The organism is Bryobacter aggregatus MPL3, assembly GCF_000702445.1.
GTDB classification, from domain to species: domain Bacteria; phylum Acidobacteriota; class Terriglobia; order Bryobacterales; family Bryobacteraceae; genus Bryobacter; species Bryobacter aggregatus.
Window position 1 is genome coordinate 355,559 of sequence record NZ_JNIF01000003.1, and the last position, 16,781, is coordinate 372,339.

Here is a 16,781-nt window from a genome sequence, read left to right on the forward strand (position 1 = left end):
GATCGATACCTTTGGCGTACGCTATACGTATGACGGGTTGCATCGGTTGATTGGCGCTGCCGAAGACAGCAGCAATGAAGGCCCGCTGGGTACGGCAAGTTGTGCGACGGTGGGTGGACGGTGGTGTGTGCAGTATGCCGACGACCAGTTTGGCAATGGCTGGACGCCTTCAAAGTCCGGGTTGGCGCTTGGGTTGGCGCAGGCGACTTCGAATTGGTACCTGCAGAGCAGCGGGGTGGTGAACAACCGCTTGAAGGATGTTGCATATGACTATAGCGGTCGGCAGATCCAGTGGAAGGTCGGGGATACGAGTTCGGTTGCGGTCTATGATCCTGAGGGGCATATGACGGAGGCGAAGGGTGACTCTGTTGTGACGCCAGGGACGGAGAAGATCTACGGGAGCTATCTCTATAACGGAGATGGGCAGCGCGTGAAGTCTGTGGCGGATGGGAAGACGGTTTGGTATGTGTATGGGCTCGATGGAGGGGTGGCAGCGGAGTTTGCGACTGGCTCTACGAATGGGAATGCTGGCAAGACTTTGTATCCGGTGACGGATCATCTGGGGAGTACGCGGGCGTGGTTCGACCAGACGGGGACGGTGACACAGCGTGTGGATTATGAGCCTTTTGGAGGAGAGATCCAGAGGGCTGGAGTTGCCGGGTACTCGGGAGTGGGAGATCCGGCGCAGAAGTTTACGGGCAAGGAACGGGATGCCGAAACGGGGTTGGATTACTTCGGCGCTCGGTACATGTCAGCGGCTCAGGGACGGTTCACTTCACCGGATAGACCGTTCGCCGATCAGCACATCGGGAATCCACAGAGTTGGAACTTATACTCGTACACTCTGAACAACCCGTTGCGGTACGTCGATCCAGATGGCGAGGGAGTGCTTGATTATTTCTTGGGGGCCGCAAACGCAGTCAAGAGTAATGCTGTTGCAGGACTCGGTAGGCAGACTGGCAACGGCGACTTCCAAAGAGGGCAGAAGATCGGCGACGCTATTTCGATGGTCGGCGGCCTGATCGAGATGGCAGGTGGAGGAACGATAGCTGGCGGGGGTGCGGCTGCCTGTGGAACGGGCGTGCTTTACCCTGCTGGAGCACCTGCCGTTGTGGGCGGCGCTGCGATTGCGGCGCACGGTGCATCAGAATTTGGTACCGCCGCTTCCAATTTCATGATGAGTTCTTCGCAGGATGCCCCACAAAGCGGCGGGTCTGAAGGAGACAAAGGTCCAGGCTTTGTGGTTACTCCTGGCGGAGACGCAGTCCCGGTTCCGAATGGGCATCAGGGCCTACTCCGGTCGTGAACCCGCAGGGCAAGACTACGGGCTCAGCCTATACAGGAGGAAACGGCGGAAATGGCCTTGATCCCAAGGTTAGCGGTGTGAGAATCATGGACCCAACTCCAGCACGGGGAAGCTCTCCTGGTTATCCAAATGGGTATGTAACTTATCAGAATCGTTCGGGCCAGGGAGTGAATCCGCAAACGGGCCGAACGGTTCCCAACTCTGATCCGTCACGTCACCAGCCGCTGAGCCCACCCAAAGCGTGTCCTGGTGGCGGAAGTTCGTTTCCGTAGAAGGAATTATGACGCACACTCCAGAGTCTCTTTCCGCTGCACTATCCGAGCTTCGTGGTCGCACTCTAAGCTCAGTGGAATTTGTGCATGATTACCTTCAGCTACATTTTGACGGGCCTACTCTTACTGCATATACGCTGCCGATCATCACTAAATTGGGTGAGACGCTTCGTTTGGGACAGAATGGCTATCGTGATGCTTTATGCGGAGAGATTGGAAGCGTGGTTGAGGCGGCTGAGGCCGAGCACGATGATGTCACTTTGACATTTCAGGATGGTGCTGTAGTATCCATTTCAGTTCGAGACCAAGATTATCGTGGCCCTGAAGCTCTTCAGCTTACTTTAGACGAACAGCGCATCTGGGTTGCTTGATCGTAAGAGGAAGGCGCATCCCGATGTACGTCCCTGGCGTTGGCATTCGAGCGTGACGGCATAGAAGACGGCTTGCATGAGCTGGATGTTGCCGTGGTTGGCGTCGATGACGAACTTGCCATCGCACCACTCGGAATTTTCGTGAGCGCCGATCAGGAGTTCCAGGGCGAACTGATCGAGGATGTGATCGTGGGTGGCTTCCAGTTCGTCGCCGGAAAGAGAGCCGAGAACGGCGCTTGGTTCGGTGATGTCTTGGACAAGGAGTTCGTCAGCGAGTTTCGAGAGCAAAGAATTCATGATGGTTCCTGGTGGTATTTACCATTCCAGGTACGCAAAAGAGGAACCATGCGAAGCATGGACGTTGCTTCAGCAACGTCGTTCTTGAAGTAGTCGTTCGCAAGCTCACGACGCCTTCGGCGGTCTCATTGTTCATCATCATGCGGTTGGTTTAGAGTCTCTATGCTGGCACGAGTCCTCAAGGAACTCGGCATAGAGACTCGAAAAGGTCATGCGTACTGGCCCTTCACATCGACCGTGATCGTCTGAGTCGTCAGAGGTCTCGGCTACTTAACGCTGGTGGTCTCAGCCAGCGGCAGACTTGGGCATCCCGATTGAGCAGCGCCCTGGCTCTTCGTTTGCGTTCCACAGTAGAGCCATCCTTGATCCACGCTGCCGTCGATTGCTCCCGACCGTGGAGGACATGAACCGAAGTCCACGTTGATATGTAGAAGCAGCCATTCTTTGGGCGGTGCTGAGGATGCGTCGCCGTGGACTACCTCACTGAACTCGTCAGCATGTACGTGAAGGCGGCGCAGATCAAGAAGCAGGGATCGTGCCACATGCTCCGGCACACGATGGCGACGTTGATGCTCGAAGGCGGCGCAGACACACGCTTCATCCAGGCGATGCTGATCTGAAGACGACGCGGATTTACACGCATGTGGCGATCCGCCAGCTTCAGGAAATCGATCGGGCCACGCATCCGGCGCAACGGTCGAAGGATCGGCGACCAACGAATCCGGCCAGCCAGGATGCCGCCGACGTGTTCGCTGCGCTCGACGCCGAAGACGACGAAGACCCGGAAGCTGCTTCCTGGCGCATCCACACGATAAAATGGGCCGCAGTGATCCAGGCGGCTAAAGCAACGACGCAAGCTCTTCTCTTAGCCGCCGTCTGCCTTCCCGCCTTTGCGAACATCCCAAGATCATCGCTCGTTGCCGAAAAACCGCATCAGGGGGTTGAGAGCTTTGCACTAGCCTCGCGTCAGGGTCTGGCCAACGCTAACGTGTTGATCGCACCGGGGATAGCCGGATGCTTGTGTGACGAAGACAGAAGATCCCGTAGTACCGGCAAGGAACGGGATGCCGAGACGGGGTTGGATTACTTTGGGGCGAGGTACATGTCGGCGGCGCAGGGGCGGTTTACCGGGAAAGGGACGTCCGCATGAGGCTCTTGGGCAGAGTACTCCGGCAAGCCAGTATCAGCCGAGTCATCGTCCCCACACTGGACGCAAAGTCACGCGTGTCCAAACTAGCCTCATAAATTGAGGCTGAAGGCGGCCTACTGGTAGGTTATTGATAATCACATAATATAGCGGAACACATTGACTTCTGTCGGGTTCTAATCTGTCTATGGGAAACCCGCGTGGAGTGGCTCGCGATTTCGATGCCTTGGAAGTGCGGAGGATGAGAGCACTGGCATTGATGCGAGAGAGTTTCAACAACAGTCAGATCGGCCATGAGTTAATGGTCGCCAACCAGACGGTGAGCCGCTGGCGCAAGGAATATAGCGAAGGTGGCAGGAAGGCTCTCGAGCAGGCTGGACGCGCTGGCCGGAAGCCTTTGCTGGCGGACAAACAGGCAAAGCTTCTGACGAACAAGTTGCTGGCGGGGCCGGAAAAACTCGGCTATGAAACGCCGTTGTGGACCTGCCAGCGGGTAGCCGATTTGATCGAGCAGGAATTTCAGATTCGCTACCATCCGGGCCACGTCTGGCGCATTCTGCGCGCCTTGGGCTGGAGTCCTCAACGGCCAGTGGGACGTGCGCTCGAACGCGATGAGAAGGCCATTCGCGAGTGGAAACAGGTGACTTGGCCCAACGCTAAAAAAAAGCCCAGGAAGAAGGCCGCACCATTGTCTTCATTGACGAAAGCGGACTAACGCAGAAGCCTCATCGATGCCGCACCTGGGCTCCGCGCGGCCAGACACCTATTCTGTTCCATCACTTCAACTGGAAGAACCTCTCGCTCATCGCAGGACTGAGCCGCTGGAATCTTCACTTTGAAATGTTCAGCGAAACGATCAAGAGTCCGCACATTGTGATCTTCCTCGGAAAACTACTTCGGGTCATCCCAGGCAAGATCCTGATCGTATGGGACGGACTGGCTGCTCATCGCAGCAAGTTCGTTCAGGATTTCATCGCAAGTTGTGATGGCCGCATCCAGACTCTTCGGCTTCCAGCTTACGCTCCCGAACTGAATCCCGTCGAATATATCTGGGCTCATCTCAAGCAGCACGAACTCCCGAATATCTGCGCCAAAGATCTCTGGCAACTCGGTGAAATGGCCAGAACTAAACTCAAGCGCATGCGCCGAAGAAAGCATCTACTCGTTGCTTGCTGGAAGCAGTCTTCTCTATGCTTCTGAATCCGCTATATTCCGCGAGACTCAATAGAGAAGTTCCTGCAAGAACACATCTCACCTCCCGAAGGAGACCGCCCATGGCTCAAGTATCCAGCATTTTCAGTCAGCTTCTGGGGTTGGTGCCCCGCCGACTGTTCGATGCCGCCGTGGCGCGGCATGGCGGGATGCGACACGCTCGCGGTTTTTCCTGTTGGGATCAGTTTGTGGCGATGTTGTTCTGCCAGTTGGGACAGGCCCACAGCCTGCGCGAGATTCGCGAGGGGCTGCAAGCCTGCGAAGGCAAGCTGGTGCATTTGGGTATGACCCAGGCGCCCAGCCACTCGACGCTCGCCTATGCCAATGAACACCGCAGTTGGCAGATCTATCAGGATTTGTTTCTGGCGCTGCTGGAGCATTCGCGCCAACAGCTTCCCGGCTCAGGCAGCAATCCGCTCCAACTGCCCGGCAAGCTCCTCAGTCTGGACAGCAGCGTGATCGATCTGTGCGTGAAGGTTTTTCCCTGGGCCAAGTTCCGCGCCACCCAGGGAGCTGTCAAGTTGCACTTACTTCTCGACCATGAGGGACTGTTGCCACACTACGCGGTGATCCACCGATGGCAAGCAAGGTGACGTGAAAGTGGCTAAAACCATGCGCTTCCCCGCCGGGGCGATGTTGATTTTTGATCGCGGCTATAACGACTACGCCTGGTTCCATAGCCTGACGCTGCAAGGCGTCCACTTCGTGACTCGCCTGAAGGAGAAGGCTTCCTTTGTTGTCATGGAATCCCGTGCGATTTCAGACAGCAGTCGCGTCCGCGCGGATGAAATCATCGTCTTCACCAAGCAGGCGAACGACGAGGAAGACCACTTTATGCGCCGGTGGGACGAGGATGGACAGCGCGAGTTCGTCTCCCTCACCAATGACCTCGATCTGGATGCGGCCACGGTGGCCGCTATCTATCGCCAACGCTGGCAGGTGGAGCTCTTCTTCAAGAGCATCAAGCAGAACTTACGGATCAAGACCCTTGTTGGCACCTCGGCAAACGCGCTCAAGATCCAGATTTGGACAGCACTGATCGCCCTGCTGCTGGTGCGCTTTCTGGAACTCCGCTCTCGCTTGAAATGGAACACCAGCCGGTTTATTGCCCTACTGCGACGACAACTCTTTGTCTACCGCGACCTGTTCCGCTTCCTCGATTACCCGTTTGAAGGGCCAGTGAGAATCCGGCAAGACCACTTACCCGCCCAACCCGCTCTCTTCGCCCCCAGCGACCTGCCTCCAGATGACCAACCTCGATTGCAAAAGAAGGAAATCCTGCGCCAACGGCGAATCATTATGCGGGTCCCAAATCCCGCTTCAACTTAATTTGGACAGGTGTGGAACGCCATATTGTTCTGGTGCAGCAAGATTCGACAACCTACAGCGGCACGAAGATTGGTCTCATCGGTGAAGGTGACAACCGCGGCCCAGCAGCCAACGATCCCAAGGCAACGTACCGTCAGGAGCTTCAACTGGCGTTAAACTCGAAGACAGGTGGGGTTCGTGTCGTTAAAAATGATCCGGGAGTTAGTGAAGTCTTGGTTGTCCCCGATGAGCTTGGGAATCTATCGCCGACGTTGGCTGCTAAGGGAACATCAAATACATCCGTTTCTCCTACAACGACTGACAAACAAGGAGATCATCACTTCGCTATATACAACGAAGCGCTGAATGGCTTTGCAGCGCTTCCGGGTGCGCCAAAGGACGCGATTAAGACAGACATAAAATTTGTTTTTACTCCCGACGGAAAGGTGGGACTCGATCCCGGGGGGACACGTACGGCGTATCCCTCAATAGAAATCTACCGCTATGACCAAAGTGGGAAGCCGACTACGCTGTTCCAGCAAAAGGAATCTGGAAAGCCTGCTGATCTTTGTTGCCGCAACCAAGTGATTCCGCGGGTGGCGCCCCGATGATCTTGATGGTCGCCCTGGTGTGGATGCTCTTATTGGGAGGTACTGTTCCTCTTGCCTTACTTTGGAAATCAGCATCCACGCGGGCATCACGCATTTTGCTTGGCGCCATGACTTGCAGTTACCTCTGGTGCCTTGTCGGTATTATTTTTCCTCTGGCGATTGGGCCGCACTACTCCGATTTGCGACTCGGCATCATCAACGTCAATCTCTGGTTGAGCCTCGCTATGGCTGGGGCTGGGTTGCGTGTGCTCCATCCCAAGATGCTTGCCATCGCCGTGGCGCTATGGTTGCCGGCTGCTTGGATTTACATACGCACGGTGAGCTTTGTTGCGTAAAGTTTACCGGCAAAGAACGGGATGCGGAGACGGGGCTGGATTACTTTGGGGCCAGGTATTTGGTGGCGGGACCGGGGCGGTTCACCATCCCAGACTGGTCGGAGATGCCGAGTCCGGTTCCTTATGCAGACTTCAGCCGTCCTCAGACGTTGAATTTGTATAGCTATATAAATAATAATCCGATTACCCTGACCGATCCTGATGGACATTGTGCATTCCTCTGCACCGGGGGGATCGGCGCTGTAGCTGGAGGTGCTATCGGTGGTGGAGTTGAGTTGTATAAGCAAGCATGGCTCGCTTGCGGCTATCGACGCGGAGGGATGGAAGTCCGTTGGAGCTAATATAGTCGGAGGCGCCGTATCCGGGGCAATTGCTGGGCGGGCAGGCTCTGGCGACCGGGATGCTTGCCCGCAGACCGTGGCTTCTCGACAGGCATCTCGGAGGGCATGGCCTCTCGTGTGGACTCGGCGAGGACCTCGTCCTGGCTCACCCCGGGCTCGCCTTCGAGCAGCAGCAACTGCGCATCGTTCAGCTTCTCGCTGGAGGGGCCGTACTTGAGGATCCGCGCCAGTCGCAGCTTCTCTCGCAGCAGCTCGTTCTCGATCGTCAAGCGCTTTAACTCTCGCCTTAAATGGCCGAGATCGATGGCGTCGAGCCCTGCTGTGACTAACTGAGACATGTGTGCGTCTGTAAGTAACAGAATACTGCGGAGCGCTCCTTCTTGTCTTCCTTTTATCGTGTCTTTTTAAGCGACAAATGGCTTGGACAACCAGCCTCGGCGAGTCTTGGATCGGGTGAGGTCGATACCGTTCAGCAACATCGTCAGTTGTTCCTGGCGCATCGTGACACTGGCTCCTGCGGAGGTCTCTGGCCAGTGGAAGCGTCCCTTCTCCAGGCGCTTGGCGCACACCCAGAGTCCGCTCCCATCCCAGAACAGAATCTTGAGCCGGGTTCGCATCTTGTTGGCGAATAGAAACACATGTCCGCTCAACGGATCACGATCCAACTCGTCCCGCACCAGACCATGGAGCCCCTCGAAGCCTTTGCGCATGTCGGTGGCGCCGGTCGCCACATAGATCTTCGTCCCAGGCCCCAAGCCGAACACGGATCAACACCGTTCCAGGAGCGCCAGCAGACGTTCGAGACCAGCTTCGTCGAAGTTCGCGGCGATCTCCAATCGGCGGCCCTTCGCCAACACCAGGACGAAGTCGCTTGCGGCTGCCTTGTCCTCGGAGACCACTTCCACCGCGACCAGTTCTTGCTTTGGCTTAGCGCGATCGCGCCGCAGATAATAATCGAGAGTCGTCAGCGGGATCTCCTGTTCCCGGCAAAACTCCGCTCGGGACTGGCCACTGTCTCGGTACTTCCGCGCCACACCCAAGCCCGCATATCCTACCTGCCCACGCTTCATTCCTTCAGACAATCACGACGCGAAACAGGAAAAAAGATGGATTAGTCTGACGGATACTGTCTATCACTGATATGCACAAGCTCTTGTGGTCGGAGACGCATCTTCAGCGCCGCCCAAAGAATCGATGGTTCTACATATCAACGTGGACTTCGGTTCATGTCCTCCACGGCCGGGAGCAATCGACGGCAGCGTGGGCAAAGGACGGCTCTACTGTGGGACGCAAACGAAGAGCCAGGGCGCTGCTCAATCGGGATGCCCAAGTCTGCCGCTGGCTGAGACCACCAGCGTTAAGTAGCCGAGACCTCTGACCACTCAGACGATCAGAGGAGAGCGATGGGCCAGTACGCATGTCCTTTCGAGTCTCTATGCCGAGTTCCTTGAGGACTCGTGCCAGCATAGAGACTCCAAACCAACCGCATGATGATGACAATGAGACTGCTGAAGGCGTCGTGAGCTTGCGAACGACTACTTCAAGAACGACGTTGCTGAAGCAAACGTCCATGCTTCGCATGATTCCTCTTTTGCGTACCTGGAGTGGTAAATACCAGCAGGAACCACAGTGGACTCTTTGCTCACCCAACTCGCCGACGAACTCCTCGTCCAAGACATCACCGAACCAAGCGCCGTTCTCGGCTCTCTTTCCGATCACGATCTCCAAACCGCTTACGATCACATCCTCGAACAGTTCGCCCTTGAGCTTCTGATCGGCGCTCACGAAAATTCGGATTGGTCAGATGGCAAGATGGTGATGGACGCCAACCACGGCCCCATTCATCTCCTGCAAGCCGCCTTCTACGCCATCAAGCTCGAAGTGCTGCGCCGGGGCGTTGAGGTGTGCTGCTGATGATACGGTCCTTCCTGGCGGCGCTTTGGCCTTGATGTCTCTCCGTCTAACGGGGATGCCGACCATCTACATTCGCCAAGACGAGTCCTCCTTTGAGACCTATCCACCCTGCGCCATCCGCCCAGGAGTATGCCAGTTCCGACTGCTCTGCAACCCGGCCTTCCTTGAGCAGACGATACTCTCCGGACTCGACTAATTTTCCGTTGAAATCGTTCCATACCTTACAACAGTTGACCCGCTTTAGAGGATCGACATCGCAGAAAATAAACGAACCACCATCCAAACCACCAGCCCAAACTGCTTCATCAGGAACCCCGGTAGGCTTCTGCGGAGGATGACGCCGATAGCAACTGCATGCCCACATCGACAGGAGAACAGCAGTCATCGTCAAGCCATGTTTTAGCACGATAAATAAATCCTGAGTATTTCTTACTGGCAGACCGTCTTCCCGTTCTCGCCCTCGAAGCAGATTTTTGACGTGACCTTTGCTGTGGGTGGAGCGTAAATGAAAATCTGCGACACGCCGTACTGTCCTGGCCATGCCATGAAGTTGCTAAAGATGTTGCTTGGGGTTTGCATTGTTCTGGCTGCTGGAGAACGACGACCCGCCGCATCGAGTGCTTCACACGCCAATGTGCCGCAGTTGTGGCCACCGAAAAGACTATAGTGCTTCCGATTCTTATCGTTGTTCTCGACTTGGCGTCCTTGCAGATAAGCCTCCATCGCTGCGTCCTGCAATTCCGTTGTGTCAAAAACGGCGGCTTCGACTACGCCATTCTTACCTGCTGCACTGGAAAGAGTTCCGAGCAGCGCCTTCATCGATTCGGGCGTGATCTTTCCAGATGCGTCCCTTTGCACAGAAGGAGTGGGGCCAGCGTTCCGAACGGTCCCTTGAGCGACATCCCCACCTGCACCAGCCGGAGGTATCGACCGTACTCGAAATAGTGAGTCGATCCATCCTTCGCCACCATCACCACCCCAGCATGTCCAAGAGGCAGCGTAAAGTTTCCACGAACCCCAACTTGATAGGTTGGATACAAAATGGCGACTGCCTCATTGCCGTCCGAGTCAACGTACTTCAGCGGGTTGTTCAAGGCGTAGCCATACATGTTCCATCGCTGTGGATTGACGACCCTCAAAATATTTAGGAAGGTTGGGTCAGGGCTGGTGAATCTCCCCTGCGCCGCCGACATATATCTCGCTCCAAAATAATCCAACCCCGTCTCGGCATCTCGTTCCTTGCCGGTAAACATCGCCTTCGGCCGAGCCCCTTCATAGGCCCCACCAGCCACGCCACTCCGGCTCCCCAAGCTCCCCGGCAACACCTCACCAAACGGTGCATAGTCCCACCAGCCTAGTCGCGTACCATTCGCATCCACTCGCAACCGGGTACTGCCCAGATGATCCTGGAACAGATAGTTCCGGCCAGAAGCCTCACTCGTGCCCCCAACCTCATGAATCAACTGCCCCATCGCGTCATACACATACACCGTCGTCTCGAGCCCAGCCGTCTTCTTCACCCGCCGACCTTCTCCATCATACTCATAGGTGCCCTGCACCGACCCCGGGCTGCCTATCAGTTCCACCTTCGTAATCCGGTTCTCCACGGGGGGCTGAAGAAGATCAAACTGCGCGGACTGGACAAGGTTGGTTGGCTGGTTACTTACACTGCGGCCGCTTACAATCTGCTTCGAATCAAAACCCTGCAGGAGAAGTTTGCCTAAATGAAGGAAAGATGCCGGAAATCAATGATTTCCGGCATCAGGCGAGCCATGCGGAGACTGAAAAGCCAAGAATCATTCCGTACGGATCCATGCAGATAAGGGCGGAATAGTGCAAGAGGCACATTTTTCAACAAGCTCCTAAACGGAGCAAGTCTCCGCCCTCACGCTCGCAGTTGCTCGTTTCAACAGAGCCGACACGAAATGCAGTCAACTGCAGTCGGCTGTTATAGCAAGACTGCTCCTTCTTCCCATTGCCCAGTGTACTCAACACTACTCCGCCAAAGGCCGAGTAGCTCAAGGAACTTCTGACCTCTTAACGTTTATCAAGGCTATCCGAAGGCCAGGAGCTTCAGTCTTCGAGATAGGTGCGGGCGTCTTGATCACCTAGGTTGGCAGCCCTCTTCATGTATCGTTCTGCCGCCTTCAAATCCTTCTTTACGCCATCGCCACGCAGGCACGCGACTCCTAAGTTGTAGAGTGCCCGGGGATCGCGCTTCCTGGCCGCCTTTTTAAGCCATTCCACACCCTCAATCCGTCTCTCCTTAGTCCTACTCCCGCCGAGTAGCATTAGTCCGAGATTCACCTGTGCGAAAGTACTGCCGACCTCCGCAGCGAGGCGGTACCAGCGCATCGCCTTCCGGCGGTTAGTTGGAAGGCGATCACCAACTTCAAACATTAAGGCTAGATTGACCATCGAGTCAACATGACCCCTCTTCGCGGCCTTGAGTAGCCATTCTGACGCGCTCACGGAGTCTCGTTTTGTTCCCAAACCTCTGAGATAGCAATACCCGGCCATGCTTTGGGCCGTGGCATCTCCCGCTTTCGCATTGTCCAAGATGATTTGAAAGTTTCTCCGGCTGGCAACGATGTTTCCGGCTGCGTCAAAGAGTTCGCTAGGCAGAGCCATCCTGATTCTCCTTCTTGTACTTGTTCTTGTGTTCCTTGGGCGGTGCTGGCGAATTCCGTTTTGACGGCTTAGGCTTCACATACCCTCTGTTGGGGACATACCCTGGCGGCTTCTTTTCTCCAGAACGAGGCTTCGAATGCTTGTCCCATTTGCTAGTGTAGTGCTTCACGCAGACTGACCTTTAAGTGAGACGGCCTTAGCGCGCATAACTTTAGCGAGGATGTCATTGGATTTTGCGGTCCAGATGAAGGGCTTTGGTTTTTCATTGTGACGGTCCACGTATTCATCGAGGGCTTCGATGAGTTCCAGCACACTGCGGAAGATACCTCGCCGAAGACGGTTCTCTGTCAGATCCCGGAAGAAGCGTTCCACCATGTTCAGCCACGAAGAACTCGTTGGGGTGTAGTGGACATGGAAGCGGGGATGGCGTTTCAGCCAGCGTTCTACCTTAGGATGCTTGTGAGCCGCATAGTTATCGACGATGAGATGTAATTGCTTGCCCTCGGGGGTAGCGTCATCAATGAGTCGTAGAAACTTCATCCATTCCTGATGCCGGTGACGCTGCGGACACAGGCTGATGACCTTGCCGCTGGCCGCATTGAGTGCGGCGAATAGAGTTGTGGTCCCATGACGTTTGTAATCGTGGGTCATCGTTCCGGCCCGACCTGGCTTCAGCGGCAGGCCTGGTTGCGACCTGTCCAAGGCTTGGACCTGGCTCTTCTCATCTACACAGAGGACAATTGCTTGCTCCGGGGGATTGAGATAAAGGCCGACAATCGCCTCCAGTTTCTCGCCGAACAGCGGATCATTGCTCAGCTTGAACGACTCGACCCGATGCGGCTTGAGTCCATGCGCGTGCCAGATGCGCAGAATACTGGAGTCGCTGACGCCAACCGCAGCAGCCATACTGCGCGTGCTCCAATGGGTTGCATTGGGTGGCTTTTCCTGAGTCGTCAACCGCACGATCTCGGCAACCGCATCGCGCCGGATTGAGGGAGTGCGACCTGGACGTGGCGCGTCCTTTTCAAGGCCAGCGAGTCCCTTGTCTAGGAACCGCTTTCTCCAACGAGCCACTTTCTTCGATGTGATCGAGAGACGCGTACTGATCTCGGTGTCTTGTGTCCCGGCGGCGGCAAGCAACAGGATGCGAGCCCTTTCGGCCATCCGAACAGGCGTCTTTCGACCGTTTGCCCAGCCAGACAAAGTCGATCTTTCTTCTGCCGTCAGCTCAACTTTGGGCGCAACTCGCATCGAGATTCGACTCCTCGATTATAGAGATTCGCTCATCGACATTATGGTTTCTATTTCTGAAGCACTACACTAGCTTCCTCGACCACAATCTCTTACGATGGAGAAAGTCCCCAGGCTGCCGAAGTGACCTTCCCCCCGTTCTCAGCGCACTTTAGAATCCGAAGATCGGACGAAGACAAGGAGAACGGGGATGAGCGTATCGAAATATACGGAAGCGCAGATCATTGGCGCGGTGAAGCAAGTAGAGGCGGGACGCAAGGCAGAAGAAATAGGCCGGGAGATGGGCGTCAGCAAGCACACGGTGTATGCCTGGAAGCAGAAGTACGGCGGATTGGAAGTTGCCGAGGCACAAGAATTGAAGCAGTTGCGAGATGAGAACTCGCGACTGAAGAAGCTAGTGGCGGACTTATCGTTGGATAAGGATGCCTTGCAGCATGTCATTCGAAAAAACGGCTACAGCTTGTAGGTCCGAAGGCGCAACTGCGGCAGGCACGCACGGATGTAGCCGAGGTGCGTAGCTTGCGATGCTGCAGTGAGCGCCAGGCTTGCAAGCTGGTGATGGTGTCGCAGTCCAGTTATCGTTATCGCCCTGGTCATCTGTCGCAGGACGAAGCCCTCTGTATGCGGCTGAAGGAACTGGCGCTGGCCCATCCGCGCTATGGAGCGCCTCGGCTGTGTGTCTTGTTGCGGCGCGAGAGATGCGTAAATCACAAGAAGGTGGAACGACTCTATCGTGAAGCGGGTTTGGCTCTACGGCGCAAGAAGCGCAAGCGGATTGCGCGTGTGGCGCAGCCAATGCAAGTGGCTACTGGAGCGAACCAGGAATGGGTGTTAGACTTTGTCACCGATGGCCTGTCTAGCGGGCGGCATGTACGAATCCTGACGGTCGTGGATGTGCATACGTGGGAGTGCCTGGCGCTAGAGGCAGACACGTCCATCGGAAGTCAGCGTGTGATCCGGGTGCTGGAAACGATGATGGAGCAACGGGGTTGCCCGCAGCGAATCCGGTCTGACAATGGGCCTGAGTTTACAAGCCGGGCTTATCTTTCTTGGGCAATTGGGAGGGAGATCGAGTTAGTGCATATTCGTCCGGGAAAGCCAATAGAGAATGCATACATGGAGAGCTTTAATGGCCGACTGAGAGAGGAGTGCCTAAATGTGAGTTGGTTCCGGAATCTGTTCGATGCCCGAAGGCAGCTTGCCACCTGGCGGACACACTACAACGGTGCGCGACCGCATTCGTCGCTTGCGTACCAGACACCAAATCAATATGCGCTTATACGCGCAGGTCTCGGCATTGCTGAGATGGGGCAAGGTGGCTCAGTCGCCACCCCCTCGCCCCAAACCCCACTCCCAGCTTCAAACCAGTTGGGAGTTGTTATATGATCCCGTGTGCGGAAATGGGGGGAAGGTCACTTCGATGATGGAGTCCAACGAGTGTGGTTCGGCCCGGTCTTGCTGGGTTTGCTCGACGAGCGCAAAGGCTATGCGAAGACCGACAGTAAAGGCGACAGAAGATCTTTAACCCATGTGCTTATTGACGCTTGCTGAATATAGCGGATGCAGCTACATCTCCGCAGGCCCGGATTTGTTCGCGATGAAGATTCCTGGGCATCCTCTATATTCGGCGGACCTCAATAGATACTTTTGTTACCCATGTGCCGGAGAGTTCACCGGGATCTCCGCATCACGGTCAGTATGTATACCGTGGCTGCATCAAGTTGGATAAGGGACATCTTCGCCAGGAAGCCCAAATCGTTCGTCGCCAAGGCGCCGACCATCAGGTGAAAACTGTGACGAGAGCCGACTACACTCACTGCTGAGCCAGTTCTCGATCGTGGACCAAGACCCACGCTGATGCCTCAAATCTTCCCCTCGATAACACGTTACGCGTTCGCTTTGTCGATCAATACAGACCAGCGATCGGTCGTAGCTGTATACGCCAATGCAAAGCATATGATGTGAACTGCGTGGACTCACAAACTGCTGATTCATTTTGATGATATCCAGCGGGGGCAGGTAAAGTGGATCACTTCGATCGAGCAACGTACCCGCCTGAACACATCCAAACATTCGAATGGTCCCAGAGTATAGGGAAAGCCCGTTGCAACATTCATAGAAATGTTGGAGTGACACAGGAAACTGCATCGCTTGTCCCACCTGCATAATCATTGACGGGCTCGCAGGCCTATAAATAACGTGAAGGTACGCAAGCGGGCCAACCCAATGAAGATTCGTAATCTTAACTGCTAACGCTGACTCAAGACACTCGCCATTCCCACGTTTTAACTCCCCAAGCACCTCATCAAATGTCTTCATACGAAACTCCTCCCGAACCATAAATACCAGGGGCTTAGTCTCTGATGCCGCAAGCCGCGGGATTCCCAAGCGCACATATCCTCTCTGCGTCATTCGCGGTACGTTCCGCTTCTTTCCTCTTAAACTCCTCCGCAGCTACGCAAGCCTCGAACATCGCAAGATTCTCGATCATAGCATTTGCAGGATTGATCCATGACGCCTTCGAGGTCGGATCGGAGCATACTTTGCAATCCCTGGTGTATGCCATCACTTTCTCCTCGTATACCGTTAAGAACATACCGAGTGCGGGACCACCCAGCTTTGCGAGTCTGTCAATCAGTTCCCCCTCTGCTTTGTTCAACCAACTCCCATTATGCTTAGCTAAGTGCGCAACTCGCCCTTTTACAAACTCTATATTTCGGGGATCTTCAACCATTTCGATACTGTTATGAGCAACGCTATTAATATGATGCCCTATCCAATCTTCAGGTCTCTTTCCGGCAAGAATCACGGCCCGCTCTGCACCTGTCCATGCCTGAGTACCATCGATCCCTGCTTGCAGTAGTTTTCGTCCCAAAGCCCATGCTCGATCGATTCCGCGTCTCCTCGCTAGCTCAAATAAGACCTTTTCGGAAGCAGCACGAACAGCGGCTCTAACAGCCCCTCTAACAGCCCCTCTACCGTCTACGTCTACTAACGCCAAAGGGTTATTACGCGTATAGCTATAGAGATTCCAGCTCTGCGGATCTGCCGCACTTTGGTCAACAAAAGGTTGGTCGGACGAAATAAACCTGCGCCGCCGACATGTACCTCGCCCCAAAATAATCCAACCCCGTCTCGGCATCCCGTTCCTTGCCGGAACAACAAGGTCTGGTGCCGGAATCGTACAAGCAAACGTGGAACCCGGTCGCAGTGTTGGAGATAGCCAGCGTCGGGCCTGGGCGGGAGGTTGGGCGTAGAGCTTGAAGGCCCAGATGCGGTTTTTCGGCTACGAGTGGCGTGGGTGGGATGTTCGCAAAGGCGGGAAGACAGACGGCGGCTAAAAGAAGAACGTGCGCCGTTGCTTTAGCCGCCTGGATCACTGCGGCCCATTTTATCGTGTGGATGAGTCAGGAAGCAGCTTCCGGGTCTTCGTCGTCTTCGGCGTCGAGCGCAGCGAACACGTCGGCGGCATCCTGGCTGGCCGGATTCGTTGGGCGCCGATCCTTCGACCGTTGCCCCGGATGCGTGGCCCGATGGATTTCCTGAAGCTGGCGGATCGCCACATGCGTGTAAATCTGCGCCGCCTTCACCTACATGCTGACGAGTTCGGTGAGGTAGTCCACGGCGACGCATCCTCAGCACCGCCCAAAGAATGACTGCTTCTACATATCAACGTGGACTTCGGTTCATGTCCTCCACGGTCGGGAGCAATTGACGGCAGCGTGGATCAAGGACGGCTCTACTGTGGGACGCAAACGAAGAGCCAGGGCGGTGCTCAATCGGGA

General features: G+C 55.5%; 22 protein-coding genes and 1 pseudogene. 14 read left to right on the forward strand and 9 right to left on the reverse strand.

The features are described 5' to 3' along the window. Positions 1-37: 37 nt before the first annotated feature. The 12 genes from M017_RS27305 (at position 38) to M017_RS30550 (ending at position 7,200) form a co-directional block, all read left to right on the forward strand. The gene (locus tag M017_RS27305; RefSeq protein WP_155121173.1) at positions 38-1,306 is read left to right on the forward strand and encodes an RHS repeat-associated core domain-containing protein; all 1,269 of its coding nucleotides are present in this window, start codon (positions 38-40) and stop codon (positions 1,304-1,306) included. Between the two features lie 280 nt (positions 1,307-1,586). After that, positions 1,587-1,949, forward strand: a complete 363-nt coding sequence (locus M017_RS29055) for a hypothetical protein (protein ID WP_155121174.1) — start codon at positions 1,587-1,589, stop codon at positions 1,947-1,949. A gap of 39 nt (positions 1,950-1,988) precedes the next feature. Further along, complete coding sequence (locus tag M017_RS29060) at positions 1,989-2,339, forward strand: hypothetical protein (protein ID WP_155121175.1); 351 nt, start codon at positions 1,989-1,991, stop codon at positions 2,337-2,339. 377 nt (positions 2,340-2,716) lie between these two features. Then, positions 2,717-2,866 (forward strand): tyrosine-type recombinase/integrase, encoded by a 150-nt coding sequence (locus M017_RS29830; protein ID WP_080507454.1) that lies wholly within the window; start codon positions 2,717-2,719, stop codon positions 2,864-2,866. Positions 2,867-2,889: 23 nt separating this feature from the next. Beyond that, positions 2,890-3,396, forward strand: coding sequence for an RHS repeat-associated core domain-containing protein (locus tag M017_RS0102020; RefSeq protein WP_031495387.1), 507 nt, complete (start codon positions 2,890-2,892; stop codon positions 3,394-3,396). Positions 3,397-3,580: 184 nt separating this feature from the next. Continuing rightward, a complete protein-coding gene (locus tag M017_RS29835) occupies positions 3,581-4,108 on the forward strand; it encodes an IS630 family transposase (protein ID WP_080507452.1) in 528 nt (175 codons plus the stop codon). Continuing rightward, the gene (locus tag M017_RS30545) at positions 4,090-4,593 is read left to right on the forward strand and encodes a transposase (protein WP_080507451.1); all 504 of its coding nucleotides are present in this window, start codon (positions 4,090-4,092) and stop codon (positions 4,591-4,593) included. Before M017_RS29835 ends, M017_RS30545 begins: the two co-directional genes overlap by 19 nt. Positions 4,594-4,667: 74 nt before the next feature. Then, positions 4,668-5,198 carry a DUF4372 domain-containing protein gene (locus M017_RS0102035; protein WP_031495388.1) on the forward strand — a complete coding sequence of 177 codons (531 nt, stop codon included), beginning with the start codon at positions 4,668-4,670 and terminating at the stop codon, positions 5,196-5,198. 7 nt (positions 5,199-5,205) lie between these two features. Next, positions 5,206-5,934, forward strand: a complete 729-nt coding sequence (locus tag M017_RS0102040; protein ID WP_155121177.1) for an IS4 family transposase — start codon at positions 5,206-5,208, stop codon at positions 5,932-5,934. A gap of 11 nt (positions 5,935-5,945) precedes the next feature. Continuing rightward, positions 5,946-6,524 (forward strand): hypothetical protein, encoded by a 579-nt coding sequence (locus tag M017_RS0102045; protein WP_155121178.1) that lies wholly within the window; start codon positions 5,946-5,948, stop codon positions 6,522-6,524. Beyond that, on the forward strand, positions 6,521-6,859 hold the full coding sequence (locus M017_RS29075; RefSeq protein ID WP_031495393.1) for a hypothetical protein: 339 nt from the start codon (positions 6,521-6,523) through the stop codon (positions 6,857-6,859). Before M017_RS0102045 ends, M017_RS29075 begins: the two co-directional genes overlap by 4 nt. Beyond that, positions 6,808-7,200: an RHS repeat-associated core domain-containing protein gene (locus M017_RS30550; RefSeq protein ID WP_080507456.1), complete on the forward strand. Its 393-nt coding sequence runs from the start codon at positions 6,808-6,810 to the stop codon at positions 7,198-7,200. Before M017_RS29075 ends, M017_RS30550 begins: the two co-directional genes overlap by 52 nt. Here the strand turns inward: M017_RS30550 and M017_RS0102055 are convergent. From M017_RS0102055 to tnpA, 3 genes are all read right to left on the reverse strand, one after another. After that, positions 7,197-7,538, reverse strand: a complete 342-nt coding sequence (locus tag M017_RS0102055; protein WP_031495395.1) for an IS66 family transposase — start codon at positions 7,536-7,538, stop codon at positions 7,197-7,199. The genes M017_RS30550 and M017_RS0102055 overlap by 4 nt on opposite strands. Before the next feature lie 66 nt (positions 7,539-7,604). After that, complete coding sequence (tnpB, locus tag M017_RS0102060; RefSeq protein WP_031495397.1) at positions 7,605-7,964, reverse strand: IS66 family insertion sequence element accessory protein TnpB; 360 nt, start codon at positions 7,962-7,964, stop codon at positions 7,605-7,607. Between the two features lie 3 nt (positions 7,965-7,967). Continuing rightward, complete coding sequence (gene tnpA / locus M017_RS0102065) at positions 7,968-8,270, reverse strand: IS66 family insertion sequence element accessory protein TnpA (protein ID WP_031495398.1); 303 nt, start codon at positions 8,268-8,270, stop codon at positions 7,968-7,970. 559 nt (positions 8,271-8,829) lie between these two features. On the opposite strand from tnpA, the gene M017_RS0102070 reads away from it, so the two are divergent. Further along, positions 8,830-9,114 carry a hypothetical protein gene (locus tag M017_RS0102070; protein ID WP_155121179.1) on the forward strand — a complete coding sequence of 95 codons (285 nt, stop codon included), beginning with the start codon at positions 8,830-8,832 and terminating at the stop codon, positions 9,112-9,114. Positions 9,115-9,543: 429 nt separating this feature from the next. Here M017_RS0102070 and M017_RS0102075 read toward each other — a convergent pair whose 3' ends face one another. The 4 genes from M017_RS0102075 to M017_RS0102095 form a co-directional block, all read right to left on the reverse strand. After that, positions 9,544-9,933 carry a hypothetical protein gene (locus M017_RS0102075; RefSeq protein ID WP_031495401.1) on the reverse strand — a complete coding sequence of 130 codons (390 nt, stop codon included), beginning with the start codon at positions 9,931-9,933 and terminating at the stop codon, positions 9,544-9,546. Next, positions 9,930-10,700, reverse strand: coding sequence for an RHS repeat domain-containing protein (locus M017_RS0102080; protein WP_031495403.1), 771 nt, complete (start codon positions 10,698-10,700; stop codon positions 9,930-9,932). Before M017_RS0102080 ends, M017_RS0102075 begins: the two co-directional genes overlap by 4 nt. 487 nt (positions 10,701-11,187) lie before the next feature. Next, the gene (locus M017_RS0102090; protein WP_031495404.1) at positions 11,188-11,745 is read right to left on the reverse strand and encodes a tetratricopeptide repeat protein; all 558 of its coding nucleotides are present in this window, start codon (positions 11,743-11,745) and stop codon (positions 11,188-11,190) included. A 165-nt stretch (positions 11,746-11,910) separates the two neighbouring features. Further along, entirely contained in the window at positions 11,911-12,996 is a 1,086-nt protein-coding gene (locus M017_RS0102095) for an IS630 family transposase (protein WP_031495406.1), read from the reverse strand. A gap of 190 nt (positions 12,997-13,186) precedes the next feature. Between M017_RS0102095 and M017_RS29080 the strand changes: the two are divergent. After that, positions 13,187-14,289: pseudogene (locus M017_RS29080) on the forward strand (IS3 family transposase); the annotation flags it as partial. A gap of 1,060 nt (positions 14,290-15,349) precedes the next feature. On the opposite strand, the gene M017_RS0102110 reads toward M017_RS29080, so the two are convergent. Both M017_RS0102110 and M017_RS0102115 read right to left on the reverse strand, forming a co-directional pair. Next, complete coding sequence (locus M017_RS0102110) at positions 15,350-15,997, reverse strand: hypothetical protein (protein WP_031495410.1); 648 nt, start codon at positions 15,995-15,997, stop codon at positions 15,350-15,352. Positions 15,998-16,403: 406 nt separating this feature from the next. Then, on the reverse strand, positions 16,404-16,586 hold the full coding sequence (locus M017_RS0102115; protein ID WP_031495412.1) for a hypothetical protein: 183 nt from the start codon (positions 16,584-16,586) through the stop codon (positions 16,404-16,406). Positions 16,587-16,781 lie beyond the last annotated feature (195 nt).